At 61.1% G+C, this 26133-nt stretch carries 25 protein-coding genes and 1 tRNA gene; 11 read left to right on the top strand and 15 right to left on the bottom strand.

The annotated features are described in order from the left end of the window. The first annotated feature begins 1 nt into the window (after position 1). The 5 genes from gcvP to B0E42_RS27570 all read left to right on the top strand — a co-directional run bounded on the left by gcvP (position 2) and on the right by B0E42_RS27570 (position 6770). Positions 2-2851, top strand: coding sequence for an aminomethyl-transferring glycine dehydrogenase (gene gcvP / locus B0E42_RS27595; RefSeq protein WP_077508548.1), 2850 nt, complete (start codon positions 2-4; stop codon positions 2849-2851). A gap of 186 nt (positions 2852-3037) precedes the next feature. After that, positions 3038-4414, top strand: a complete 1377-nt coding sequence (locus B0E42_RS27585; protein WP_018614215.1) for an L-serine ammonia-lyase — start codon at positions 3038-3040, stop codon at positions 4412-4414. Positions 4415-4453: 39 nt separating this feature from the next. Continuing rightward, complete coding sequence (gene gcvT / locus B0E42_RS27580; protein WP_077508544.1) at positions 4454-5578, top strand: glycine cleavage system aminomethyltransferase GcvT; 1125 nt, start codon at positions 4454-4456, stop codon at positions 5576-5578. Between the two features lie 396 nt (positions 5579-5974). Continuing rightward, positions 5975-6187: a cold-shock protein gene (locus B0E42_RS27575; RefSeq protein WP_003175786.1), complete on the top strand. Its 213-nt coding sequence runs from the start codon at positions 5975-5977 to the stop codon at positions 6185-6187. Positions 6188-6281: 94 nt separating this feature from the next. Continuing rightward, positions 6282-6770, top strand: a complete 489-nt coding sequence (locus B0E42_RS27570; protein WP_014339905.1) for an RDD family protein — start codon at positions 6282-6284, stop codon at positions 6768-6770. Positions 6771-6916: 146 nt separating this feature from the next. Here the strand turns inward: B0E42_RS27570 and nadA are convergent, their stop codons facing one another. After that, positions 6917-7975, bottom strand: a complete 1059-nt coding sequence (nadA, locus tag B0E42_RS27565) for a quinolinate synthase NadA (protein WP_003205010.1) — start codon at positions 7973-7975, stop codon at positions 6917-6919. 496 nt (positions 7976-8471) lie between these two features. On the opposite strand from nadA, the gene B0E42_RS27560 reads away from it, so the two are divergent. The 6 genes from B0E42_RS27560 (at position 8472) to B0E42_RS27535 (ending at position 15524) form a co-directional block, all read left to right on the top strand. Then, positions 8472-10247, top strand: coding sequence for a copper resistance system multicopper oxidase (locus B0E42_RS27560; protein WP_077508542.1), 1776 nt, complete (start codon positions 8472-8474; stop codon positions 10245-10247). 10 nt (positions 10248-10257) lie between these two features. Continuing rightward, positions 10258-11157: a copper resistance protein B gene (locus tag B0E42_RS27555; protein ID WP_077508540.1), complete on the top strand. Its 900-nt coding sequence runs from the start codon at positions 10258-10260 to the stop codon at positions 11155-11157. A gap of 52 nt (positions 11158-11209) precedes the next feature. Then, entirely contained in the window at positions 11210-11596 is a 387-nt protein-coding gene (copC, locus tag B0E42_RS27550; RefSeq protein ID WP_077508537.1) for a copper homeostasis periplasmic binding protein CopC, read from the top strand. Positions 11597-11600: 4 nt separating this feature from the next. Beyond that, the gene (copD, locus tag B0E42_RS27545; protein WP_053181319.1) at positions 11601-12512 is read left to right on the top strand and encodes a copper homeostasis membrane protein CopD; all 912 of its coding nucleotides are present in this window, start codon (positions 11601-11603) and stop codon (positions 12510-12512) included. A 296-nt stretch (positions 12513-12808) separates the two neighbouring features. Beyond that, positions 12809-13996: a cyanate transporter gene (locus B0E42_RS27540; protein WP_077508535.1), complete on the top strand. Its 1188-nt coding sequence runs from the start codon at positions 12809-12811 to the stop codon at positions 13994-13996. 97 nt (positions 13997-14093) lie between these two features. After that, positions 14094-15524, top strand: a complete 1431-nt coding sequence (locus tag B0E42_RS27535; protein WP_077508533.1) for a hypothetical protein — start codon at positions 14094-14096, stop codon at positions 15522-15524. A 149-nt stretch (positions 15525-15673) separates the two neighbouring features. Here the strand turns inward: B0E42_RS27535 and B0E42_RS27530 are convergent. The 14 genes from B0E42_RS27530 to B0E42_RS27465 all read right to left on the bottom strand — a co-directional run bounded on the left by B0E42_RS27530 (position 15674) and on the right by B0E42_RS27465 (position 26052). Next, positions 15674-15749 (bottom strand) — tRNA-Lys (locus B0E42_RS27530). 63 nt (positions 15750-15812) lie between these two features. After that, complete coding sequence (queC, locus tag B0E42_RS27525; RefSeq protein ID WP_168188547.1) at positions 15813-16487, bottom strand: 7-cyano-7-deazaguanine synthase QueC; 675 nt, start codon at positions 16485-16487, stop codon at positions 15813-15815. A 19-nt stretch (positions 16488-16506) separates the two neighbouring features. After that, positions 16507-17154 (bottom strand): 7-carboxy-7-deazaguanine synthase QueE, encoded by a 648-nt coding sequence (queE, locus tag B0E42_RS27520; RefSeq protein WP_018614239.1) that lies wholly within the window; start codon positions 17152-17154, stop codon positions 16507-16509. Between the two features lie 166 nt (positions 17155-17320). Then, complete coding sequence (gene ybgF / locus B0E42_RS27515; RefSeq protein WP_014339914.1) at positions 17321-18154, bottom strand: tol-pal system protein YbgF; 834 nt, start codon at positions 18152-18154, stop codon at positions 17321-17323. A 6-nt stretch (positions 18155-18160) separates the two neighbouring features. Next, entirely contained in the window at positions 18161-18658 is a 498-nt protein-coding gene (gene pal / locus B0E42_RS27510) for a peptidoglycan-associated lipoprotein Pal (protein WP_003205029.1), read from the bottom strand. 52 nt (positions 18659-18710) lie between these two features. Next, positions 18711-20012: a Tol-Pal system beta propeller repeat protein TolB gene (tolB, locus tag B0E42_RS27505; RefSeq protein WP_024616314.1), complete on the bottom strand. Its 1302-nt coding sequence runs from the start codon at positions 20010-20012 to the stop codon at positions 18711-18713. Then, positions 20009-21088 carry a cell envelope integrity protein TolA gene (gene tolA, locus B0E42_RS27500; protein ID WP_053189762.1) on the bottom strand — a complete coding sequence of 360 codons (1080 nt, stop codon included), beginning with the start codon at positions 21086-21088 and terminating at the stop codon, positions 20009-20011. The genes tolB and tolA overlap by 4 nt, the downstream gene beginning before the upstream one ends. After that, the gene (tolR, locus tag B0E42_RS27495) at positions 21088-21540 is read right to left on the bottom strand and encodes a protein TolR (protein ID WP_161798348.1); all 453 of its coding nucleotides are present in this window, start codon (positions 21538-21540) and stop codon (positions 21088-21090) included. Before tolR ends, tolA begins: the two co-directional genes overlap by 1 nt. Before the next feature lie 23 nt (positions 21541-21563). Continuing rightward, entirely contained in the window at positions 21564-22259 is a 696-nt protein-coding gene (gene tolQ, locus B0E42_RS27490) for a protein TolQ (RefSeq protein ID WP_014339916.1), read from the bottom strand. Further along, entirely contained in the window at positions 22249-22716 is a 468-nt protein-coding gene (gene ybgC / locus B0E42_RS27485; protein ID WP_003205037.1) for a tol-pal system-associated acyl-CoA thioesterase, read from the bottom strand. The genes tolQ and ybgC overlap by 11 nt, the downstream gene beginning before the upstream one ends. 127 nt (positions 22717-22843) lie before the next feature. Next, entirely contained in the window at positions 22844-23905 is a 1062-nt protein-coding gene (gene ruvB, locus B0E42_RS27480; protein WP_003178599.1) for a Holliday junction branch migration DNA helicase RuvB, read from the bottom strand. Continuing rightward, positions 23906-24514: a Holliday junction branch migration protein RuvA gene (gene ruvA / locus B0E42_RS27475; RefSeq protein ID WP_077508529.1), complete on the bottom strand. Its 609-nt coding sequence runs from the start codon at positions 24512-24514 to the stop codon at positions 23906-23908. It abuts the gene before it with no gap. Between the two features lie 113 nt (positions 24515-24627). Then, positions 24628-25152 (bottom strand): crossover junction endodeoxyribonuclease RuvC, encoded by a 525-nt coding sequence (gene ruvC / locus B0E42_RS27470; RefSeq protein WP_018614254.1) that lies wholly within the window; start codon positions 25150-25152, stop codon positions 24628-24630. A 153-nt stretch (positions 25153-25305) separates the two neighbouring features. Continuing rightward, a complete protein-coding gene (locus B0E42_RS27465; RefSeq protein ID WP_018614256.1) occupies positions 25306-26052 on the bottom strand; it encodes a YebC/PmpR family DNA-binding transcriptional regulator in 747 nt (248 codons plus the stop codon). Positions 26053-26133: the final 81 nt, after the last annotated feature.

Below are 26133 nucleotides of genomic sequence, written 5' to 3'. Positions count from 1 at the left end.
TATGACCGTTAATCTCGGCACCGCCAACGAATTCATCGCCCGCCACATCGGCCCGCGTGCCAGCGACGAGCAAGCCATGCTCGAGCGCCTGGGCTACGACTCCCTGCAAGCCCTGAGCGCCAGCGTCATCCCGGAAAGCATCAAGGGCACCAGCGTGCTGGACATGGGCGACGGCCAGAGCGAAGCCGACGCACTGGCCTCGATCAAGGCCATCGCCGCCAAGAACCAACTGTTCAAGACCTACATCGGCCAGGGCTACTACAACTGCCATACGCCGGCACCGATCCTGCGCAACCTGCTGGAAAACCCGGCCTGGTACACCGCCTACACCCCGTACCAGCCAGAAATTTCCCAGGGCCGTCTCGAAGCGCTGCTGAACTTCCAGACCTTGATCAGCGACCTTACCGGCCTGCCGATCGCCAACGCGTCCTTGCTCGACGAAGCCACCGCCGCCGCCGAAGCCATGACCTTCTGCAAGCGCCTGAGCAAGAACAAAGGCAGCAACGCGTTCTTCGCCTCCGTGCACAGCCACCCGCAAACCCTCGACGTGCTGCGCACCCGTGCCGAGCCCCTGGGCATCGACGTGGTGGTGGGCGATGAGCGCGAACTGAGCGACGTCAGCGGCTTCTTCGGCGCGCTGCTGCAGTACCCAGCCAGCAACGGTGACCTGTTCGACTACCGCGAACTGACCGAACGCTTCCACACGGCCAACGCCCTGGTGGCCGTGGCTGCTGATCTGCTGGCCCTGACCCTGTTGACCCCGCCAGGTGAATTCGGCGCCGACGTGGCCATCGGCAGCGCCCAGCGCTTCGGTGTGCCGCTGGGCTTCGGTGGCCCGCACGCGGCGTATTTCTCCACCAAGGATGCGTTCAAGCGCGACATGCCGGGCCGCCTGGTCGGCGTTTCCGTGGACCGTTTCGGCAAGCCGGCCCTGCGCCTGGCGATGCAGACCCGCGAGCAACACATCCGCCGCGAGAAAGCCACGAGCAACATCTGCACCGCCCAGGTGCTGCTGGCCAACATCGCCAGCATGTACGCCGTGTACCACGGTCCCAAGGGCCTGGTGCAAATTGCCAATCGCATCCATCACCTGACCGCGATCCTCGCCAAGGGCCTGGGCGCGCTGGGCCTGAGCGTCGAGCAAGAGTACTTCTTCGACACCCTGACCCTGCGCACCGACGCGCAAACCGCGGCCCTGCACGACAAGGCCCGCGCACAGCGCATCAACCTGCGTGTGGTGGACGCCGAACGCCTGGGCCTGTCCCTCGACGAGACCACCAGCCAGACTGACGTCGAAGCCCTGTGGAACGTGTTGGCCGACGGCAAGGCGCTGCCGGACTTCGCGGCACTGGCCGCCAGCGTGCAAAGCCGCATTCCGGCCGAGCTGGTGCGTCAATCGGCGATCCTCAGCCACCCAGTGTTCAACCGCTACCACTCCGAAACCGAGCTGATGCGCTACCTGCGCAAGCTCGCCGACAAGGACCTGGCCCTGGATCGCACCATGATCCCGCTGGGTTCCTGCACCATGAAGCTCAACGCCGCCAGCGAAATGATTCCGGTGACCTGGGCCGAGTTCGGCGCCCTGCACCCGTTCGCCCCGGCCGAACAGAGCGCTGGCTACCAGCAACTGACCGACGAGCTCGAAGCCATGCTCTGCGCCGCCACCGGCTATGACGCGGTGTCGCTGCAACCCAACGCCGGTTCCCAGGGCGAATACGCCGGCCTGCTGGCGATCCGCGCCTATCACCAGAGCCGTGGCGAAGACCGTCGCGACATCTGCCTGATCCCGTCCTCGGCCCACGGTACCAACCCGGCCACCGCCAACATGGCCGGCATGCGCGTGGTCGTGACCGCCTGCGATGCCCGCGGCAACGTCGACATCGAAGACCTGCGGGCCAAGGCCATCGAGCACCGCGAACACCTCGCCGCGCTGATGATCACCTACCCGTCCACCCACGGCGTGTTCGAAGAAGGCATCCGCGAAATCTGCGGCATCATTCATGACAACGGCGGCCAGGTGTACATCGACGGCGCCAACATGAACGCCATGGTCGGCCTCTGCGCCCCAGGCAAGTTCGGCGGCGACGTGTCGCACCTGAACCTGCACAAGACCTTCTGCATTCCCCACGGCGGTGGCGGCCCGGGCGTCGGCCCGATTGGCGTCAAGTCGCACCTGGCACCGTTCCTGCCGGGCCACGCCAACATGGAACGCAAGGAAGGCGCGGTGTGCGCGGCGCCGTTCGGCAGCGCGAGCATCTTGCCGATCACCTGGATGTACATCCGCATGATGGGCGGCGCCGGTCTCAAGCGCGCTTCGCAACTGGCGATCCTCAACGCCAACTACATCGCCCGTCGCCTGGAAGAGCACTATCCAGTGCTCTACTCCGGCAGCAACGGCCTGGTGGCCCACGAATGCATCCTCGACCTGCGTCCACTCAAGGACAGCAGCGGCATCAGCGTCGATGACGTGGCCAAGCGCCTGATCGACTTCGGTTTCCACGCGCCGACCATGTCGTTCCCGGTGGCCGGCACGCTGATGATCGAGCCGACCGAAAGCGAATCCAAGGAAGAACTGGACCGTTTCTGCGACGCCATGATCTGCATCCGCGAAGAAATTCGCGCGGTGGAAAACGGCAGTCTGGACAAGGACGACAACCCGCTGAAGAACGCCCCGCACACTGCGGCGGAAATCGTCGGCGAGTGGACCCACCCTTACAGCCGCGAACAGGCGGTGTACCCGGTAGCGTCGTTGATCGAAGGCAAATACTGGCCGCCTGTGGGCCGGGTCGACAACGTGTTCGGCGACCGCAACCTGGTCTGCGCCTGCCCGTCGATCGAAAGCTACGCTTGACCTGAACGGAGGGCGATCTTCCAGCCCTCCGAATCCCCTGTGGGAGCGAGCCTGCTCGCGATAGCGGCGTAACAGCCAATAGAGACGTTGCCTGACACTCCGCTATCGCGAGCAGGCTCGCTCCCACAAGGATCCATGTCAGACCTTAAATCGTCGATCCTCATAAAAAGAAACCGGAGAAACACCATGTCGTTAAGCGTGTTCGACCTGTTCAAGATCGGTATCGGCCCTTCCAGCTCCCATACCGTCGGCCCGATGCGTGCCGCTGCCCGTTTTGCCGAAGGGCTGCGTCGCGATGACTTGCTCAATTGCACCACCAGCGTCAAGGTCGAGCTCTACGGCTCGCTCGGCGCCACCGGCAAGGGCCACGGCAGCGACAAGGCCGTGCTGCTGGGCCTGGAAGGCGAGCATCCCGACACCGTGGACACCGAAACCGTCGACGCCCGCCTGCAAGCGATCCGCAGCAGCGGTCGCCTGAACCTGCTCGGCGAACACTCCATCGAATTCAATGAAAAGCTGCACTTGGCGATGATCCGCAAGCCGTTGGCCTTTCACCCCAACGGCATGATCTTCCGCGCCTTCGATGCCGCAGGACTGCAAGTGCGCAGCCGCGAGTACTACTCGGTCGGCGGCGGCTTTGTCGTCGATGAAGACGCGGCTGGCGCCGACCGCATCGTCGAAGATGCCACGCCCCTGACCTTCCCGTTCAAGAGTGCCAAGGACCTGCTGGGCCATTGCAGCACCTATGGCCTGTCCATCAGCCAGGTGATGCTGACCAACGAAAGCGCCTGGCGCCCCGAAGCCGAGACCCGTGCCGGCCTGCTGAAAATCTGGCAGGTGATGCAGGATTGCGTGGCGGCGGGCTGTCGCAACGAAGGGATTCTGCCAGGCGGGCTGAAGGTCAAGCGCCGGGCCGCGGCGTTGCACCGCCAACTGTGCAAGAACCCCGAAGCAGCACTGCGCGACCCGCTGTCGGTGCTGGACTGGGTCAACCTGTACGCCTTGGCGGTCAACGAAGAAAACGCCTATGGCGGGCGCGTCGTCACCGCACCTACCAACGGGGCGGCGGGTATCGTCCCGGCCGTGCTGCATTACTACATGCGCTTTATCCCCGGGGCCAGCGAGGATGGCGTGGTGCGGTTCCTGCTGACCGCCGCCGCCATCGGCATCCTGTACAAGGAAAACGCCTCCATCTCCGGCGCCGAAGTCGGTTGCCAGGGTGAAGTGGGCGTGGCCTGTTCCATGGCCGCCGGCGCCCTCTGCGAAGTGCTCGGTGGCAGCGTGCAGCAAGTGGAAAACGCTGCCGAGATCGGCATGGAACACAACCTCGGCCTGACCTGCGACCCGATTGGCGGCCTGGTGCAGGTGCCATGCATCGAACGCAACGCCATGGGTTCGGTGAAGGCCATCAACGCGGTACGCATGGCCATGCGCGGCGACGGGCATCACTTCGTCTCCCTCGACAAAGTCATCCGCACCATGCGCCAGACCGGCGCCGACATGAAAAGCAAATACAAGGAGACCGCCCGCGGCGGTCTGGCGGTCAACATCATCGAATGCTGATGCGCTTGCCTCACTTCTACATTTTTTCCAGGAGCTGATATGTCCACCGAACAACTGCTGAAGACCCCGCTGCACGCGCTGCACCTCGAACTCGGCGCCCGCATGGTGCCGTTCGCCGGCTACGACATGCCGGTGCAGTACCCTCTGGGCGTGATGAAGGAACACCAGCACACCCGTGATCAGGCCGGGCTGTTCGACGTGTCCCACATGGGCCAGATCCGCCTGACCGGCGCAGGCGTCGCCAAGGCCCTGGAAACCCTGGTGCCGGTGGACATCATCGACCTGCCGGTGGGCATGCAGCGCTACGCCATGTTCACCCACGAGAACGGCGGCATCCTCGACGACCTGATGGTCGCCAACCTGGGCAATGACGAACTGTTCCTGGTGGTCAACGCGGCCTGCAAGGACCAGGACCTGGCCCACCTGCGGGCCCACATTGGCGCGCAGTGCAGCATCGAGCCACTGTTCGAAGCCCGTGCCCTGCTCGCCCTGCAAGGCCCGGCCGCCGTCACCGTGCTCGCACGCCTGGCGCCGGACGTGGCGAAGATGACCTTCATGCAGTTCCAGCGCGTCACGCTGTTGGGCATGGACTGCTTTGTCAGCCGTTCGGGCTACACCGGTGAAGACGGTTTCGAAATCTCGGTACCCGCCGCCGATGCGGAAAAACTGGCCCGCGCCCTGCTGGCCGAGCCGGAAGTCGCGGCCATCGGCCTCGGTGCCCGTGACTCCCTGCGCCTGGAAGCCGGCCTGTGCCTCTACGGCCACGACATGAACACCGAGACCACGCCAATCGAAGCCAGCCTGTTGTGGGCGATTTCCAAAGTACGTCGTGCCGACGGCGCCCGCGCTGGCGGTTTCCCCGGCGCTGAAAGCGTGTTCGCCCAACAACAGGGCGGCGTGAAGCGCAAACGCGTCGGCCTGCTGCCCCAGGAACGCACACCGGTGCGCGAAGGCGCAGAGATCGTCAACGAAGCGGGCGAGATTATCGGGACGGTGTGCAGCGGCGGTTTCGGCCCGACCCTGGGCGGTCCGTTGGCGATGGGTTACCTGGACAGCGCCTATGTCGCACTGGATACGCCAGTCTGGGCCATCGTGCGTGGGAAAAAGGTGCCTTTACTTGTAAGCAAAATGCCATTCGTCCCACAGCGCTACTACCGCGGTTGATTGACTGTTTCTATAAGTAACGCGATTGCGTTATACGTGCACTAATGTGTAACGCAACCGCCATAAAAAGGTGCATATCTTTAGACATTGAACAACGCTTATAACGGTCGCTAACAATTGAACTAGCCTATCGAATAAGCTCCGCCCGGTGGTGTATGTAAATGCTTGCAAGCTGAGCAAATACGGGGCTTCCCCGGGGGGTTGTTTTTTCATTCGTAGTTGGCGTAGAGTTTGGTCACTGTGTTTGCATGGGTCGCTTGGAATCGTGACCTGGGCAGTAGCTTATGAAGTTCGCTACATCCCGTTCGACGTCTCTTACTTTCCTGCAACCCAGCCCCAGTACTCTTTCATGCGAAAGAGGCTGTCATCAATTTTAGCGTCAAAGGAAATAAGAAAATGTCTCAACGTCAGAGCGGTACCGTCAAGTGGTTCAACGACGAGAAGGGTTTTGGTTTTATCACGCCTGAAAGCGGTCCGGACCTGTTCGTGCATTTCCGCGCCATCCAGGGCAACGGCTTCAAGAGCCTGAAAGAAGGCCAGAAAGTCACTTTCGTTGCTGTGCAAGGCCAGAAAGGCATGCAGGCTGACGAGGTTCAAGCAGAAGCCTAAGGCTTTCGCACACTAAAAAGCCCCTGATTGATATCAGGGGCTTTTTTATGGGCGTAAATCCGTAAAATGGCTTCTTTTTTCGTCCGAGGCCGTCATGCCGAAACACCTGCTCACCCCCCAGGGCGACTTTCCTCCCGCCGGCCTGGGCCGTCGCCTGGCCGCGATGTTCTATGACTTCTTGCTGTGCACGGCGCTGCTGATCGTCACCAGTGGCGCCTACAAGATGATCCAGATGGCGATCATCGGCGAAGAAAAAATGCGTGCCCTGACCGAAGCTGGCGCACTGGACGGTGACCCGCTGCTGTCCACCGTGCTGCTGTTCGTGCTGTTCGGCTTCTTCGCCAAGTTCTGGACCCACAACGGCCAGACCCTGGGCATGCAGGTGTGGTGCATCCGCGTACAGAACGCCGATGGCACGGCCATCAGCCTGTGGCAGGCGCTGTTGCGGTTCGTGGTATCGATTGCGTCACTGCTGCTGGTGGGGCTGGGCTTCATCTGGGCGCTGTTCGACAAGCGCAAGCGCAGCTGGCATGACATCTACTCGGATACGCAGTTGGTGCGGATTCCCAAGAAGACCAAGTAAGAACACCACGTCAGTGGGTTTGATCGTTCCCACGCTCTGCGTGGGAATGTAGCCCGGGACGCTCTGCGTCCCAAAAAGCCGAACGCGGAGCGTCCGCAGAGGCGTTCCCACGCAGAGCGTGGGAACGATCAAGCTCACGCCTCCAATCAGGCATTGCCCGCCAGCTTCATCCGCGCCGCCTGGGTGAAGTCCAGCATGCGCTTGAGCGGGCGAATCGCCTGGGGGATCAGCGCCGGGTCGACGAAGATCTCGTTGGCGCCCTCCTGCAAGCTCTTGAGCGTGCGCTCCAGGGTATTCATCGCCATCCATGGGCAGTGTGCGCAACTGCGGCACGCCGCGCCGTTGCCGGCGGTAGGGGCTTCGATGAAGACCTTGTCCGGGCACAGCTGCTGCATCTTGTAGAAAATGCCCCGGTCGGTGGCGACGATCAGCGTCTTGTTCGGCAGGGTCTGGGCCGCGGCGATCAACTGGCTGGTGGAGCCCACGGCATCCGCCAGTTCGATCACCGACGTCGGCGACTCCGGGTGCACCAGGATCGCGGCGTCCGGGTACAGCGCCTTCATGTCCTCCAACTGCTTGGACTTGAACTCTTCGTGGACGATGCAGGCACCGTCCCAGAGCAGCATGTCGGCGCCGGTCTTGCGCTGGATGTAAGTGCCCAGGTGCTTGTCCGGGCCCCAGATGATCGTCTCGCCGTTGTCCATCAGGCTCTCGACGATTTCCAGCGCGCAACTGGACGTCACCACCCAGTCGGCCCGGGCCTTCACTGCCGCCGAGGTGTTGGCATACACCACCACGGTGCGCTCCGGATGCTGGTCGCAGAACGCCGAGAATTCGTCCACCGGGCAGCCCAGGTCCAGGGAGCAGGTGGCTTCCAGGGTGGGCATCAGCACACGTTTTTCGGGGTTGAGGATCTTGGCGGTCTCGCCCATGAACTTGACCCCCGCCACCACCACGGTCTTGGCCGGGTGGGCATTGCCGAAGCGGGCCATTTCCAGGGAGTCGGACACGCAACCACCGGTCTCTTCGGCCAGGGCCTGGATGATCGGGTCGCAGTAGAAGTGCGCGACCAGCACCGCGTCCTGAGCCTTGAGCTCGGCGGCGATGGCGGCGCGGTACCAGGCCTCTTGCTCGGCGGTCAGCGGCTTGGGCTGCTTGGCGTCGAGGTGGGCCTGGACCAGAAGGCGTTCGGAAATTTGCGTCATGTTCGCAAGACCTGCAAGCGCGTTTAGCGCGAAAGTCGAGTATACACCCGGCTCCGGACCACTCGGGTACCGCCGGGAAAGTGGGTATCAATCAGGCACGGGACAGCGTGAAGCCGGCAAGGCTACAGAATATCCCGTCGATGCAAAAGATCATTCTGACCTGTGCCCGACCAACCTGTCACAGGCAGTTGAGTCGAACACAAACCTTGTGGCGAGGGGATTTATCCCCGCTGGGCTGCGCAGCAGCCCTAAACCCTGACACCGTGGTGTATCAGGCATGTTGCATTCACCTTCTTTGGGGCTGCTTCGCAGCCCAGCGGGGATAAATCCCCTCGCCACAGGTTTTGCGTTAGCCAAGGCAATAGTGGCTTCTGCCTCCGGCAAGCTGACCGAAATGTAATCACCTGCCCGGCCGGCTTATGTCATCTTCTTTTCAAAGCGACGCCGGGGGATTGCCCCCGTGTTCGCTGCGAATCGACTGACGGACTTCCATCGTATGCAAACAAAAACTTCCCGGCGAACCTTCGTAAAGGGCCTGACTGCCGGTGGCATCCTCGGCGGCCTGGGCTTGTGGCGCGCGCCTGTCTGGGCGGTCACCGGCCCGGGCCAGCCCAACGTCCTGAGCGGCACCGAGTTCGACCTGTTCATCGGCGAAAGCCCGGTCAACTTCACCGGCAACCCACGTACCGCCCAGACCATCAACGGCGGCATTCCCGGCCCGCTGCTGCGCTGGCGTGAAGGCGACACCGTGACCCTGCGGGTGCGCAATCGCTTGAAGGACACCACGTCCATCCACTGGCACGGCATCCTGCTGCCAGCCAACATGGACGGCGTTCCGGGGTTGAGTTTCAAAGGCATCGAACCCGACGGCATGTACGTGTATCAGTTCAAGGTCCGGCAAAACGGCACCTACTGGTACCACAGCCATTCCGGCTTCCAGGAACAATCCGGGGTCTACGGCCCGCTGGTGATCGACGCCAGGGAGCCGGAGCCCTTCCAGTACGAACGGGACTATGTGGTGATGCTCACCGACTGGACCGATGAAGACCCCGCCGACATCCTTCGCAAGCTCAAGAAACAGTCGGACTACTACAACTACAACAAACGCACCGTCGGCGACTTCATTGACGATGTGGGCAAGAACGGCTGGGCCAGCACCGTGGCCGATCGCAAGATGTGGGCCGAGATGAAGATGAATCCCACTGACCAGGCCGACGTCAGTGGCGCCACCTACACCTACCTCATGAACGGCCAGGCGCCGGATATGAACTGGACTGGCCTGTTCAAGCCTGGCGAACGTCTTCGCCTGCGCTTTATCAACGGCTCGGCCATGAGCTATTTCGACGTGCGCATTCCTGGCTTGAAGATGACGGTGGTGGCGTCCGACGGCCAATACGTCAAACCGGTGAGCGTCGACGAGTTCCGGATCGCCGTGGCCGAAACCTATGACGTCATCGTCGAACCGACCCAGGAGGTCTACACCCTGTTCGCCCAGTCCATGGACCGCACCGGCTATGCCCGCGGCACCCTCGCGGCCAGGGCCGGGTTGTCGGCACCGGTGCCGGCCCTGGACCCGCGGCCATTGGTGACCATGGACGACATGGGCATGGGTGGCATGGACCATGGCTCGATGCAGGGCATGGCGGGAATGGACGACAGCTCGATGCAAGGTATGGATCACAGCCAGATGCAGGGCATGGGCGACATGGCCGGTATGGATCACGGTGCCATGCAAGGCATGGACGGCATGCAGTCGCATCCCGACACCGAGAACGACAACCCCCTGGTGGACATGCAGGCCATGAGCGTCAAGCCCAGGCTCGACGACCCGGGCATGGGGCTGCGCGACAACGGCCGCAAAGTGCTGACCTACTCAGACCTGCGCAGCACCTTCCCCGACCCCGACGGCCGCGAGCCGGGCCGTACGATCGAGCTGCACCTGACCGGGCACATGGAGAAATTCGCCTGGTCGTTCAACGGCGTGAAATTTTCCGACGCCGCGCCGCTGCTGCTCAAGTACGGCGAACGACTGCGCATCGTGCTGATCAACGACACCATGATGACCCACCCCATCCACCTGCACGGCATGTGGAGCGACCTGGAGGATGAGAACGGCCAGTTCATGGTGCGCAAGCACACCATCGACGTGCCGCCGGGCACCAAGCGCAGCTACCGCGTCACCGCCGATGCCCTCGGGCGCTGGGCGTACCACTGTCATCTGCTGTTTCACATGGAGATGGGGATGTTCCGTGAAGTTCGGGTGCAGGAATGAGGAGCCGACCATGACCACTGTTTTTCACTACCCCATGGCACTCATTGCCAGCCTGACCCTCGGCGCCACCTCGGCCTGGGCGGCGGGCAACGACATGCAAGGCATGGATCACAGCCAGATGCCCGGGATGGACCATAGCCAGATGCAAGGCATGGACTCGATGCAGGGCATGGAACCCATGCAATCAGCGCCGACCAGCAGCCGCACACCGATCCCGGAACTGACCGCCGCCGACCGCGCCGCCGTCTACGAGGATCATGGCGGACACGCGGTGCATGACAGCGCCATCCATTCGTTTTTCCTCATCGACCAGCTGGAGTGGCAAGACGCCGATGACGGCAGCGCCCTGAGCTGGGACGCCTCCGGCTGGATCGGTGGCGACATCGATCGCTTGTGGCTGCGCTCCGAAGGTGAACGCCTCAACGGCAAGACCGAAGAGGCAGAGCTTCAAGCCCTATGGGGCCACGCCATCAGTCCTTGGTGGGACGTGGTGGCCGGCGTACGCCAGGACTTCAAGCCAGGCGATCCGCAAACCTGGGCCGCCTTCGGTGTGCAAGGCATGGCGCTGTATAACTTCGAAGCCGAAGCCACCGCATTCATCGGTGAAGGCGGCCAGAGCGCGGCGCGACTGGAAGGCGACTACGACATCTTGCTGACCAATCGGTTGATCCTGCAGCCCACCGCCGAGGTCAACTTCTATGGCAAGAACGACCCCGCCCGCGGTGTCGGCTCAGGGCTGTCGGACACCGAACTCGGCGTACGGCTGCGTTATGAAATACTCCGCGAATTCGCACCCTACATTGGCGTCACCTGGAATCGGGTCTACGGCAACACCGCCGACTACGCCCGGGAAGAAGGCGAAGACCGCAGCGAAGCGCGCCTGGTGCTGGGCGTGCGCATGTGGTTCTGAGCCGCTGACCTGCTTCACTCAAAACTAAAAACCAAGCTGTAGGAGTCCTTGCATGTCATTCATCAAAACCGCTGTTGTCGCCGTTGCCTTATCCACCGGCCTGTTGGTCAGTGGCCTGGCCCAGGCCCACCCGAAACTGCTGTCCTCTACCCCTGCCGAAGGTGCAGACGGGGCGGCACCGGCAAAAATCGAGCTGCATTTTTCCGAAAACCTGCTGACCAAGTTTTCCGGCGCCAAGCTGATGATGACCGCCATGCCCGGCATGGCGGCGCATTCGCCCATGCCCATGCCAGCCAAGGTTTCCGGCAGCGATGACCCGAAAACCATGGTCATTGTCCCGAATGGTCCCCTCACCGCCGGCACCTATCAGGTCCAGTGGCGCGCGGTGTCGTCCGACACTCACCCGATCACCGGTAACGTCACGTTCAAGGTGAAGTGAGTTGATGAGCGACTCGATCAACATCGCACTGCGCTTTGCCCTGTACCTGGATTTGATGCTGTTGTTCGGCCTGGCCGCGTTCGGGCTCTATAGCCTGCGAGGCCAGGAGCGGGTGTCGGGCGCGCAGTTGCCTTTCACGCCGCTGCTGCTGACCACGGCGGTGCTGGGCGGGTTGCTCTCCTTCGCCGCCATGGCGTGCATGGCCTGGGCCATGAGCGGCGTTGCGGACTGGGCCGAGCTGTGGCCGCACGTTGAAATGATGGTGATGGAGACCGATTTCGGCTTGAGTTGGACGCTGCGGATAGCGGCGCTGCTGCTGGCCGGCTTCGCCGTGACGCTCAATACACGTTGGCCGACCGCCAGCCTGGGCCTGGCGATGCTGGGCGGGGCGGTGGCCTTGGCGACGCTGGCCTGGGCAGGGCATGGCGCCATGGACGAAGGCACACGCCGCAACTGGCACTTCATCACCGACTTCCTGCACCTGTGGGCGGCGGGAGGCTGGGTCGGCGCCTTGGCTGCGTTCGCCCTGCTGCTTCGCCAGACCGAACCGCAGTTGGCGGTACTGGCCCGGACGTTGACCGGGTTTGAAACCGCCGGGGCGGTGATCGTGGTGGTCATCAGCGTGACGGGGGTGGTGAATTATCTGTTTATCGTCGGCCCAAACGTCGCAGGCTTGTTCGACAGTACCTATGGACAGTTGCTGGCGCTCAAACTCATCTTGTTCGCGGCCATGCTGGTGTTCGCCGCGCTGAACCGTTTTCACCTGAGCCCACTGCTGGAGCAGGCCCGAAAGACCGGTGAGCACGGGGTCGCGGTGAATGCCCTGCGGCGCAGCATGGTCCTGGAGTTCACTGTCGCGGTGATCATCCTGGGGTTGGTGGCGTGGCTGGGGACGCTGAGCCCGGGGATGGAATAAACGACTAACGCCCCACTGAATCCGTGGCGAGGGAGCTTGCTCCCGCTGGGGTGCGTGTAGGAGCTGTCGAGTGCAACGAGGCTGCGATCTTGTCCCAGACACTTGAGTCGTGAGCGAACGAGCAAAAAAACAAAGGATCGCAGGCTTCGCCAGCTCCTACAGAGTCAAGCGGGAGCAATCTCCCTCGCCACAAAAGCGAGCAACATTTAATTATTAAATAAGCCTCACCAGTTTTCAGTTTGCCCATCGCAAGGTGCCCTGGCCTAAATGGGGCTTTATCCAGCCAAGGCCCTGTTATGGAAAACATTCGAACCTCAACCACCCACGCCGTCTGGCTGATGGTCAGCATCGTCTTGGTCGCGCTGAACCTGCGGCCCTCGATGGCGGCGGTCGGGCCGTTGTTGTCGGCTATTCGCGGCGAGGTGCCCTTGAGTTTCAGTACCGCCTCGCTGTTGACCATGTTGCCCGTCATGGCGATGGGCCTCGCGATGTTCCTGGGCATGCGCATCGCCCTGCGCATCGGTGAACACCGCACCATCGTGCTGTCGCTGTTGATCATTGGTCTCGCCACGGCCTCGCGCTTGTACCTGGACAGCGCCGCCGGGTTGATCGCCAGTGCGATCGTGGCCGGGCTCGGGATCGCCTTGATCCAGGCGGTGATGCCGGCACTGATCAAATCGCGCTTCGCCGACAACGTCTCGCTGTTCATGGGTTTGTACGTCACCTCCATCATGGGCGGGGCGGCGCTTGCCGCATCGCTTTCACCCTTTGTCCTGACGCAGACCGGCAGTTGGCGCGTCGGCCTGGCGATCTGGGCATTGTTGGCACTGGTCGCCCTGGGCTGCTGGTACGCCCAGCGCTCGAACATCACGCCCTTGCCCGAAGCAGCGTCCCGGCATCACGAAGCGTTTTCCAGCAACGCCCGGGCCTGGCTCCTGGCGATTTTCTTTGGCCTGGGCACCGCCTCCTACACCTGCGTGCTGGCCTGGCTGGCGCCGTACTACGTGGAAAAGGGCTGGAGCGAACAGCACGCTGGCCTGCTGCTGGGGTTCCTCACGGCAATGGAAGTGTTGTCCGGCCTGATCACTCCGGCGATTGCCAACCGCAGCCGGGATAAACGCCTGGTGCTCACCGTCCTGCTAGCCCTGATCATCGGCGGCTTCTGCGGCCTGATCCTCAGTCCGGAACGCTTCAGCCTGCTCTGGGCCTGCCTGCTGGGGCTGGGTATCGGCGGCCTGTTCCCCATGAGCCTGATCGTATCCCTCGACCACCTGGATAACCCACGTCGGGCCGGTGGCCTTACCGCGTTCGTGCAGGGTGTCGGCTATCTCATCGCAGGGCTCTCGCCATTGATTGCCGGGATGATCCGCGACCAATTGGGGAGTTTTGAGTGGGCCTGGTGGTCGCTCACGGCGGTCATGGCGTTGATGATGGTGATGGTATCGCGCCTGGACCCAAAACGTTACGGACAGCACATCCGCTGAATTTCCAGTAGGAGGACTTGATAGGTTGAAGATTTAGCGGGTGCGACTTGGCGTTACTATACCTGCCAGGATTTTTACCTCGTAAGGGAGCTACGCCTTGTCCGTCATTCCTGACAGAACCTTCGCTGAAGTGCTAAAGCGAACCGTCAAACGCATTCTTTCCTATTGGACCCAAATCACCGTCACGTTAGGCCTGCTCGCGACAGGGCTTGGGTTCATCACGCTGTATCTCTATACCCGCACGATTGGACGTATCGACCTTTTCATGCCGTCGATCGATGTGAAGTCTGCGCTGTTGGTCTGGGTCGTGCTGGTCCTGCTGCTGATGCTTTCGTATTTGTTCATCCTGGGGGCAACAACGTGGATGTTCGGCTGCTCGGTTTCGCTTTTTTCAAACATGAAGGACCACCAACCGAAGATTGTTTTCTATCTGGTGTTCCCCACGGTTGTGGGATTTAGCGCGTTCATCTGGGCCACCTTCTTCTTGCCCACTTTATTGAACCACTGGGCGACAATGGCGGCGTTACTCCTGATCGTCTTCGTTGCGTGCTTTCTCATGTACGCATTCACGCCGTTCAAAAGAATCATCAGGAAAAGCACACTTGTCCAAGCCAGGCTGGATCGAGCCCGCTTGAAGCGCCTGGCAGCCCATCAACAAATAAAGCGGAAAAAATTGCAGCACAAGGCAGCCCCCGCCCAGAAGACCTGGTCGCAAGAATGGCTCACCTATTGGCAGGCACTCAAGAACAAGACGACGCCAGCGTGGCTCTGGCTAAAAGAAAAATGGCAGCGGCTACAGTCGTGGGTATGGGCTCGCAAAGAGTTCTGGCTCGTCACCCTGCTCTCGATCTCCATATTCGTCACCGTGATCTTCGCCGCCTTTCCAATCCTGCTGACGATACGTTCATATATGGAGAGGGAAACGCCTGACACCGTCCCCTACGTGGCGGGCCTGTCCTGGCTGACACTCATCTTCACCCTGCTACCGGTCGTCATATTTTATTGTTTCAAGGGGGATATCTACAGGCGGACCTTCAATGGCCTGGTCGCAATGATCTTCGCCTTTTGCGTCTTCACATTGCTCTCGCCGGGCAGTTTGAGCCAGATCACCTACATCGCAGCAGGCGGCTTATCGGTTCGCCAACAAACGGCGGAGCGATACACCTTGCCAGAGGATATAAAGCTGCAGGACCTGAGCGCCACCCTGTGGAAAACACGTCAGGTTGCTGCGCAAAAAATAGAAGTCGAGGCGTTCCAGTTATATTCCTTTGGGGACGTACTGTTACTGTGCCCAAAAGACATGCTGTCACTTGAACTCAAAGAACTGAAAAACTACTCGAAGTTCTGTGTGAGCACGCTCAATAGCAAGGTTGTGCGCAAACCTCGGCTACCGGTATTCGCCAGGAAACCACAGAACGAATGGTCCTGTCGGGTGCCCTCATGGCAGATCCAGGCAGGACGTTGGCTCGCGTGGGAAGCGCTGGTTCCTGGCGTTCATCGCTACGCGTCGGGCGAGAAAAAGGGCTGAAGGCCCTGGCAGTCGTGAGCATGGCGACGGCTCTACAACAGGACTGCTGACTCCCTGCCCTTGGGCGGGGGGACACTTAATTTCAGGCAAAAAAAAATCCGGAAATCCTCACTTTCGTGGGCCTTCCAGACTTTTAAAACTGCAAAAAATGGTGGGTCGTGTGGGATTCGAACCTACGACCAATTGGTTAAAAGCCAACTGCTCTACCAACTGAGCTAACGACCCGCTGTGTGGTGGCGCGTATAATACTGATTTTTAAGGACTATTCAACACCTAATTTGAAATAAATCAAAAATAACGGGTTGGATCGCTCACACCCGCCGCGGCAAAGCCTTCTGCGCGCAGGCGGCAGCTGTCGCACTTGCCGCAAGCACGGCCCTGATCGTCGGCCTGATAGCAGGAAACAGTGAGCCCGTAGTCCACGCCAAGCTTCACACCGGCCTTGACGATGTCGGCCTTGCTGAGATTCTGCAACGGCGCCTGGATGCGGAAACCCTGCCCTTCTACGCCGGCCTTGGTCGCCAGGTTCGCCATGCGCTCGAAGGCTTCGACGAACTCCGGGCGACAATCCGGGTAACCGGAATAATCCACGGCATTGACGCCGATGAAAATGTCACGGGCGCCCAGCACTTCGGCCCAGCCCAATGCCAAGGACAGGAATACGGTGTTACGCGCCGGCACATACGTCACCGGGATGCCTTCGCTAGGCGCCTCCGGCACGTCGATGGAACTGTCAGTCAAGGCCGAGCCACCGATGCCGTTGAGGTTCAGGCCGATCACTTTGTGTTCCACCACGCCCTGGTCCCGGGCCACTCGCTCGGCGGCGTGCAGTTCTGCGCGGTGGCGCTGACCATAATCGAAACTCATGGTGTAGCAGCGGTAACCCTCGGCATGGGCCATGGCCACGACGGTGGCCGAATCCAGGCCGCCGGACAACAGGATGACCGCACGTTTTTCTGCAATGTTCGAATGTTCTGTCATATCAGCGCCCCGGCTCGTCGTTCCAAAGATATTTATGCAGCTGCAGTTGCAGGCGCACCGGCAGGTTATCCGCCACCACCCAGTCCGCCAGGTCCCGGGCGCTCAAATCGTGATGGCTCGGCGACAACAATACTTCGCCGGCCCGCTGGTCGAGTCCGTACTGGATCAGCTTGGACACGGCCCAGTCGTAATCTTCCCGGGAACAGATCACGAACTTGACCTGATCGTTGGGCGTCAGCAGTTCGATATTCTCGTAACGGTTGCGGTGCGCTTCCTTGGAACCTGGAGTCTTCAGGTCCACAACGCGACTGACACGCGGGTCGACGGCCGAGATATCCAAGGCGCCGCTGGTTTCCAGGGAAACCTGATATCCGGCATCACACAACTGCTTGAGCAAGGGGATGGCGTTGGGTTGCGCCAATGGCTCGCCGCCCGTGACGCAGACATAACGCGGACGATAACTGGCCACTTGCTCCAGGATATCGTCGAGGGTTCGCAAGGTGCCGCCGCTGAACGCGTAGGCACTGTCGCAGTATTGGCAACGCAACGGGCAACCGGTGAGGCGCACAAATACTGTGGGCAGCCCAGCCGTCCGCGTTTCACCCTGCAACGAGTAAAAAACTTCGGTGATTCTCAATGTGTCTTGCATAGTCGCCACGGGCGTAACAGCTAAACAGGCTGTCCGCCTCCGTCAGGCACTTCAAGGAACCCCGCCAACGCGCAGATCCCAAAAAGCGTGTTTCATAAAAAGGGCGTGAATTCTAACGAAAAAACCCGCGGCAGGCGCGGGTTTCTTCAAAACAGGTCAAGCCAGCTTACATGCGTTGCAGATCACGCTGGGCCAACTGGGCGGCGGATGTACCCGGATATTGGGCCACCACCTGCTGCAGAATGCCTTTTACCTTGTCGGTGTGACCGAGGCGGCGCTCTACGTCAGCCAGCTTGTACAGCGAATCCGGCACTTTGGCGTGCTTGGGATACAGTTGCGAAACCTTGGCGAACGCCTGGCCAGCGCCTTGCAGGTCACCCTTGGCCAGGTTCACTTCGCCCAACCAGTATTGGGCATTGCCCGAGTACTGGCTGTTTGGGTATTTGCGCAGGAAAGCGCCAAAGGCCTGGCTGGCCTTGTCGAAATCCTTGGCCTTGATCAGGTCGAAGGCAGCATCGTAATAGAGCTTTTCCTTCGCCGGATCAGCCGGCTCGCCACCGGCGGCAGGTGCTGCGGGAGCGGCTGCCCCCGCGCCTGCGGCTGCACCGGGGGCGTTCAAGTCGCCACCGGCTGGAGAATTCTCGGGAGTCGCGGCAGGTGCAACGCCGGATCCTATGCGCCGATCAAGATCCTGGTATCGCTCCAGGTTTTCCTGCTTCATGCGCGAAATATCATTCTGCAGAACTTCGATCACGCCTTGCTGGCGCGAAAGCTGATCCTGCATTTGCTGGAGCTGGTTGAACAGCTCGCCCTGTGCCGAGACAGGGGCCGAAACCCCTCCCCCGGCATAGGCGCCGTTCGTACCGTAACCTGCAGGCGGATAGCTGCTCCCGCTATTGTTATAGCCGGCATCGTTATCGACCACAGGAACCGCAGCCCACGCCGCAAGCGGCGCGAGGCTGAGAGCCAGAACAGTTACAGCACGACGGCACGTTCGCATGACGAATTACTTACGCAGTTCGACGCGACGGTTTTGAGCCCAGGACTGCTCGTCGTTGCCGGTAGCAACTGGACGCTCTTCGCCGTAGGAAACCAGTTCCAGCTGAGCTGGGGAAACACCTTGCAGTACCAGGTAGCGTTGAACGGCTTTCGCACGACGCTCGCCCAGTGCCATGTTGTACTCACGAGTACCACGTTCGTCGGTGTTGCCTTCCAGAACAACGCGAGCGCCGTTCGACTTCAGGTCTTTGGCGTGAACGTCCAGAGCGCGCATGGCTTCTGGCTTCAGGTCCGAGCTGTCGTATTCGAAGTAGAAGGTGGTGATTGCGCGCAGAGCAGCTTCTTCGCTCAGGGAGCCGTCAACTGCACCGGTGTTAGCGCCGTAACCAGCGTTTGGATCAACAGCGCCTTCACCGGCATTGTCGCCGCCTTTGGACGAGCAACCTACAGCTACAGCCATGGCCAGAGCCAGCGCAGCAAATTTACCAAACTTCAGCATTTCCATCGTGAAACTCCTAATGAACCCCAGTGTGTTAAGTAAAACGTATAGCGCCGCGTCAGTTCAGGTAAGGGGACCAGGACGGTTCTCTGACTTCGCCTTGAGCGGTAGGAAGCGGGAGCCTCACGCGTCCGTTAATGGACACGAGCATCAAGACTCCCCGGCCCTGCTGGCGGGTGGCGTAGATTACCATGGTGCCGTTGGGCGCAACAGTGGGTGACTCGTCCAGAGTGCTATCAGTGAGGATTTTTACGCTACCGCGCTGCAAATCCTGGGCCGCCACCTTGAAATTAGTGAAACCATCCTGGCGATGGATCATCACCAGGGTCTTTTCATCTGCCGACAGTTTAGGGTTGGCGTTGTAGTTACCGACGAACGTCACGCGTTCGGCACCGCCACCACCGGCACCGGTCTTGTAGATCTGTGGCTTGCCGCCACGGTCGGAGGTGAAGTAGATGGTCGAGCCATCCTTGCCCCAGAACGGTTCGGTGTTGATGCCCGGGCCATTGGTGACGCGGGAGATCGAACGCGAAGCCAGGTTCATCACGTAGATGTCCGGGTTACCGTCCTTGGACAGTACGAACGCCAGACGCGAACCGTCCGGCGACCAGGCTGGCGCGCCGTTCAGGCCTTCGAAGTTGGTGATCTGCTCACGACGACCAGTGTCGATGTGCTGCACGAAAATGCGCGGACGCTTCTGCTCGAACGAGACATAGGCGATGCGCTTGCCATCGGGGGCGAAGCGCGGCGACAGGATCGGCTCGCGCGATTGCAGCAAGGTCACCGCACGCGCGCCGTCATAGTCGGAACGCTGCAGGGTGTAGCGGGTGTTGTTCTCGGAGAAACGCTCGGCCGTCACGTAGAGCATGCGGGTAGAGAACGCGCCCTTGATGCCGGTAAGTTTCTCGAACGACTGGTCGGCGATGTAGTGCGACATGTCGCGCAGCTGATCGACACTGCCCGACACGCTGCCGGTCAGCACTTGCTGCTCGGTGGCGACGTTGAACAGGGCGTACTGCACCTGCAGGCGACCGCCAGCCGGAACGATGCTGCCGACCATGATGTACTGGGCGCCCAGGGCCTTCCAGTCACGGTAGATGACTTCGCTGGCCTGGGTCGGCAGGCTGATCATGTTCTGTTTCGGAATCGGCGCGTAGTAACCCGAGTTGCGCAGGTCGTTGCCGATGATTTCCGCCATGTCGTCCGGCAGGACGTTACCGCCCTGCCAGCCGAACGGTACGACGGCGATCGGGGTCGCCCGGTCGCTGCCGCTGGTGACCAGAATGTTCTTTTCCTCTGCTACCGCTATCCCTGCCAGGCAGCAGATAACGACCAGCATTGATCGAAGAAGGTTTCTCACAAGGCTAGATCCTCAGGTGTGAATGTCATCTTGAATGAACGATAGGGAGCAAAGTCGCTCGGTTTCATTCCTTGCATTTCCGTCAATCGCCCAATGTTCTTGACCGCTGCGACCGCCGAAGCGTCGAACGGGCCGTCACCACTGGACTTGGCGACGCTGACCGAGGTAACCGTACCGTCGGGCAACATGCCGATTTGCAATACTACCGTCATGCCTTTACGCGCCGAAGGTGGACGAGCCCAGCCTTCTGCCGCTCGGGCACGAATCAGATCATCGTAGCTGCCGGCGACTTCATCGCCCTGCTCATCGGCCAAGGCCTGCTGGCGCTCCGGCGTGTCGGAAAGCAAATCTGCCAAGGCCTGGGCCTTTTTGTCTTCGGCGGATTTACGCGCTGCGTCCTGGGCCTTTTTCTTGGCGGCGTCGGCGGCGGCTTTCTTCTTCGCGTCTTCGGCGACTTTCTTTTTCGCCTCGTCAGCTTCAGCTTTCTTCTTGGCGTCTTCGGCTGCTTTTTTCTTCGCGTCCTCGACGATCTTTTTCTTCGCTTCTTCAGCGGCCGCTTTCTTGGCCTCTTCTTCAGCGGCTTTCTTGGCTTCTTCTTCGGCTTTCTTCTTGGCTATATCAGCCAATTGTTTCTCTTCTGCCTTTTTGGCCTCGGCGGTTTTCTTCGCTTCGTCGGCTTTCTTGGCTTCGTCAGCCTTTTTCGCCTCGTCCGCTTTCTTCGCCTCATCGGCCTTCTTGGCTTCCTCGGCCTTTTGAGCCGATTCCTCTTTCTTTTGTTCCGCGGCCTTTATCGCTTCCTGCTCGACCTTCTTCTGTTCCATCTGCTCGACTTCGGTCTGGCGCGCGGCGGATTTCTTCGCCTCACCGGCAAGCTTCTGGTTGGTCTGCGTGGTGGCCTGGCTTTTCGACTTGAGCTGGTACAAGGTCGCCTGCACGATCGGCTTGGCCGGCGGCAGCTCCGGGGTCATGGCAAAACTGACGAACAGCATGCCGAACACCAGCACATGCAAGCCGATGGCCAGGACACTGGGCCAGAAGTAGCTTTCCGAGGCGGACGGCTCTCGCTGTTGCTGCATCAGGGGGCCTCGGTGATCAAGCCAACATTACCGACCCCGGCTTTCTGCAGGCCGCCCATGGCGCCCATCACGGCACCGTAGTCGACGGTCTTGTCGCCGCGAATGAAGACCTGCGTGCGCTTGCCGGCATCGTTGCCGACACGAATGATCTTGGTCACCGCATCGGTCATCTGCGGCAAGGTCATGGCCCGGTCCTGCTGCTTCTCGGTGTCCACTTCACTGCCAAGGTTCCAGTAGTAGGTCTTGTCAGCCTTGATCGAAATGGTCAGTACCTGGGTGTTGTTGTCCTGCGGCAAGGCTTCGCTGGAAACCTTGGGCAGATCGACCTTCACGCCCTGATTGAGCATCGGCGCGGTCACCATGAAGATGACCAGCAGCACCAACATCACGTCGATGTAGGGCACCACGTTCATCTCGGCAACCGGCTTGCGCTTTTTTCGGGCTCGAGCGATTAAAGCCATTGGGAAATACCTGCTTATTCTTCGCTGGTGTGCACTTTGCGGTGCAGGATCGCCTGGAATTCATCGGCGAAGGTGTAGTAACGGCCGGTCAGCATTTCGCTGCGGGCGGCAAAGCGGTTGTAGGCGATAACGGCCGGGATGGCCGCGAACAGACCGATGGCGGTGGCGATCAGTGCCTCGGCGATGCCCGGGGCCACGGTGGCCAGGGTTGCTTGCTGGGCAGAAGCCAGGCCACGGAAGGAGTTCATGATCCCCCACACGGTACCGAACAGACCGATGTACGGGCTGACCGAACCGACGGTGGCCAGGAACGACAGGCCTTGTTCGAGCTTTTCTTCCTCGCGGGAAATGGCCACGCGCATGGCACGGGCCACACCTTCCATCACCGCTTCAGGGTCGACGCCCGGCTGCTGGCGCAGGCGAGAGAACTCCTTGAAACCGGCGCGGAAGATCTGCTCGACGCCCGAATCCGGGTCCGGATTGCTGCCAGCCTGGCGATAGAGCTTGGACAGGTCGATACCGGACCAGAAGCGCTCCTCGAAGCTCTCCAGGGCACGACGACCGGCGCGCAGCATATTGCTGCGCTGAAAAATCATGATCCATGAGGTCACCGATGCGGCTACCAGGGTCAGCATTACCAGTTGCACCACGACGCTGGCATTGCTGACCAGGCTCCACATGGAGGAATGGTCGACGACGTTAGCTTCCACGCTTTATCTCCTGCTCTGAGTGTGTACCCGCGCCGCTCACGCCGGCAAAGGCCGCACGTAGAGCTTCGGGAATGGCCCGGGGTTTCAAACTATGGGTGCGCACACAGGCCACCAAAAACTGCCCTTCACAGAGCAGCACGTTATCCGTAGCCCGCCTGACCTGCTGCTTGAAGCGCAGGCTGACACGGTTCAATTCGATGACATCGGCACTTACCACCAGTTCGTCGTCCAGTCGCGCCGGCGCGTGGTAGCGCGCTTCGCTGGAATGCACGACGAATAACAGGTCCTCCCCTGCCAGCGCGGATTGGGCAAAACCCAGTTCCCGCAGCCGTTCGGTTCGAGCCCGTTCCATAAACTTGAGGTAATTGACGTAGTAGACGATGCCGCCAGCATCGGTGTCCTCGTAATAAACGCGACAGCGATGTGCGAACGACTCCAGCCCGTTTTGCGCGCGCATACTCTAGTGCTTACTCCTCAGGTTGCCAATCGGCCAGGCAACTGTTTTTTCATTCTCGAACGCATTGACGCTCCAGGCGTCGTCTGGGACAGCACGAACTGGAAAAAAGTCGGCGTACCGAGCGCGTTCAATCGTCCACGGCATCGAGGAATTCGTCTACCACTGGCATCTCACCCATTCGTGTCGGGATGTTTAAGCCAAAGTGCAGATAAGCATGGCGGGTCACCACGCGCCCGCGAGGGGTACGCATGATGTAGCCCTGCTGGATCAGGTACGGTTCCAGTACATCTTCAATGGTGTGGCGCTCTTCGCTGATGGCCGCGGCCAGGCTGTCCACGCCCACCGGGCCACCGTCGAACTTCTCGATCATGGTCAGCAGCAGGCGCCGGTCCTGGTGGTCGAAGCCACGCTCGTCGATGTCCAGCAGGTTCAACGCCAGGTCGGCAATCGGCTTGGTGATGTGGCCCTTGGCCCGGACTTCGGCAAAATCCCGGACCCGGCGCAGCAGGCGGTTGGCGATCCGCGGCGTGCCCCGGGCACGCCGGGCGATCTCATACGCACCGTCCGGGTCCAGCGGCAACCCGAGGATGCCCGCCGAGCGGCTGACAATCGTCGCCAGGTCGGCGTTGTTGTAGAACTCCAGGCGCTGGACGATACCGAAACGGTCCCGCAACGGGTTGGTCAGCATGCCAGCGCGGGTGGTGGCGCCCACCAGGGTGAAGGGCGGCAGGTCGAGCTTGATGGAGCGTGCCGCCGGCCCTTCGCCGATCATGATGTCGAGCTGGAAATCTTCCATGGCCGGGTACAGCACTTCCTCGACGATCGGCGACAGCCGATGGATTTCGTCGATGAACAGCACATCATGAGGCTCAAGGTTGGTCAGCAGCGCCGCCAGGTCGCCCGGTCGCTCGAGGACTGGCCCCGACGTGCTCTTGATCGAGACGCCCATTTCCTGGGCAATGATGTTGGCCAGGGTGGTCTTGCCCAGGCCCGGCGGGCCGAAGATCAAGGTATGGTCCAACGACTCGCTGCGCCCACGGGCGGCCTGGATGAACAGCTCCATCTGCTCACGCACGGTCGGTTGACCGATGTAGTCGGCCAGGCTGACAGGACGAATCGCGCGGTCCTGGATTTCCTCGCGGTCACGGGGCGCGCCCGTGGCGGCGATCAGGCGGTCAGCTTCAATCACTTAAATCATTCCCTTCAGGGCACGACGAATCATATCTTCAGTGCTCAGGCCTTTTTCCTTGATAGCGGAAATCGCCTTGCTGGCTTCCTGCGGTTTGTAGCCCAGGGAGATCAGCGCGGTGACCGCATCGTTTTCGGCGCTGACCGCAGGCACCGGCGCGTCCGGCTGGTTCGGCACCAGGGCGAACATCGCCGGTGCCGCCTCCCAGGCCTTGAAACGGTCCTTGAGCTCGACCAGCAGGCGCTCGGCGGTTTTCTTGCCCACACCCGGCACCTTGGTCAGGGCCGAGGTGTCCTGGGATTGCACACAACGCACCAACTCATCGACCTCCAGGCTCGACATCAAGGCCAGGGCCAGTTTCGGGCCGACGCCATTGAGACGGATCAGTTCGCGGAAGAAGTCCCGCTCGCGCTTGCCGACGAAGCCATAGAGTAACTGCGCATCCTCGCGCACGACCAAATGGGTGTGCAGGGTCAGCGGCTCGCCGACCGACGGCAAGCGATACAGCGTGGTCATGGGCACTTCCAGCTCATAGCCCAGGCCGTTTACATCCAGAATCAGGTGCGGCGGCTGTTTTTCAGCCAGGGTGCCGCGCAAGCGTCCAATCACGTTTCAGATCCTTGGGTGTTGGCCAGCCGCTGGCTGGCGAATATCAACACGAGCATAAAGGCCGACGACACAGGCGCAATTGACTCGGGTTCGTGAATGAAGCGCTGATGCTATCAGAGACGCAGGCGCCCGCCACGACTGCGTGCGGTCCCCAGGCCATGAGGCAACAGGCTGGAACGGGTGTGGGCATGGCAAATGGCGATGGCCAGGGCGTCGGAGGCATCGATCTGCGGCTTGCTGACCAGTTTCAACAGGTGCATCACCATCATTTGCACCTGCTCCTTGTTCGCCGCCCCGGTTCCGACGACCGCCTGCTTGACTTGCGTCGCGGTGTATTCGGCGATCTCCAGGTTTTCCTCGGCACCCGCCACGATTGCCGCGCCCCGGGCCTGCCCCAGCTTCAGGGCCGAATCGGCGTTGCGCGCCATGAAGACTCTTTCGATACCCATGGTCACCGGCCCGTAGGTCTGGATGACTTCGCGAACGCCGCGATAAACGATCTGCAAGCGCTCAGGCAGCTCACCCGCGCCAGTGCGGATGCAACCAGACGCGACGTACACGCAGCCGCGCCCGGTATCGCGAACCACACCGTAGCCGGTGATGCGCGAACCAGGGTCGATACCAAGGATTAAAGTCATAGCGCCTGCGGTTTGAAGGGGGTTACCTGAACTTGTGGGAGCGGGCTTGCTCGCGAAGAGGTCGTCACATTCGACATCGATGTCGACTGATGCACTGCATTCGCGAGCAAGCCCGCTCCCACCCTGATAATCATGCGCCTCAATAGAAGATCATTAACCCAGCTGTTCAGCCACCGACTCCGGAATGTCGGCGTTGGAGTAGACGTTCTGCACATCGTCCAGGTCTTCAAGCATGTCGATCAGCTTGAGCACCTTCTCGGCACCTTCCAGGTCCAGTTCGGCACTGGTGGTCGGCTGCATGACGATCTCTGCGTCGGCGGGTTTGAAACCGGCCGCCTCCAGGGCGTTACGCACGGCATAGAAGCTGGCGAACGAAGTGAACACGTCGAACGAGCCGTCTTCGTGGCTGACCACGTCATCGGCGTCGGCCTCCAGGGCGGCTTCCGTCAGGGCATCTTCATCGAGGCCCGGCGCGAAGCTGATCTGCCCCTTGCGCTCGAACAGATAGGCCACGGAGCCGTCGGTGCCCAGGTTGCCACCGCATTTGCTGAACGCGTGACGCACGGCTGCCGCAGTGCGGTTGCGGTTGTCGGTCATGCATTCGACCATCACCGCCACACCGCCCGGGCCGTAACCTTCGTAGGTCAGCTCTTCAACGTTGTCAGCCTCGGTCGCACCGGCGCCACGGGCGATGGCCCGGTCGATGATGTCACGGCTCATGTTGGCACCCAGCGCCTTGTCCAGGGCCAGGCGCAAGCGCGGGTTGGAACCCGGATCGCCGCCGCCCTGGCGGGCCGCGACCGTCAGCTCACGGATCCACTTGGTGAAGATCTTGCCTCTCTTGGCATCCTGACGTTCTTTGCGGTGCTTGATGTTCGCCCACTTGGAATGACCTGCCATAACTCGCTCCGTTTCTCTTTGGAACATTGCCCGCCCTGCGCGTACGCAGTGGCCGGCAATCAGAAATATCGACCCCAATGA

The organism is Pseudomonas sp. A25(2017), from assembly GCF_002001065.1.
GTDB classification, from domain to species: Bacteria; Pseudomonadota; Gammaproteobacteria; order Pseudomonadales; family Pseudomonadaceae; genus Aquipseudomonas; species Aquipseudomonas kilonensis.
This window is presented reverse-complemented; position numbering and strand designations above follow the sequence as displayed.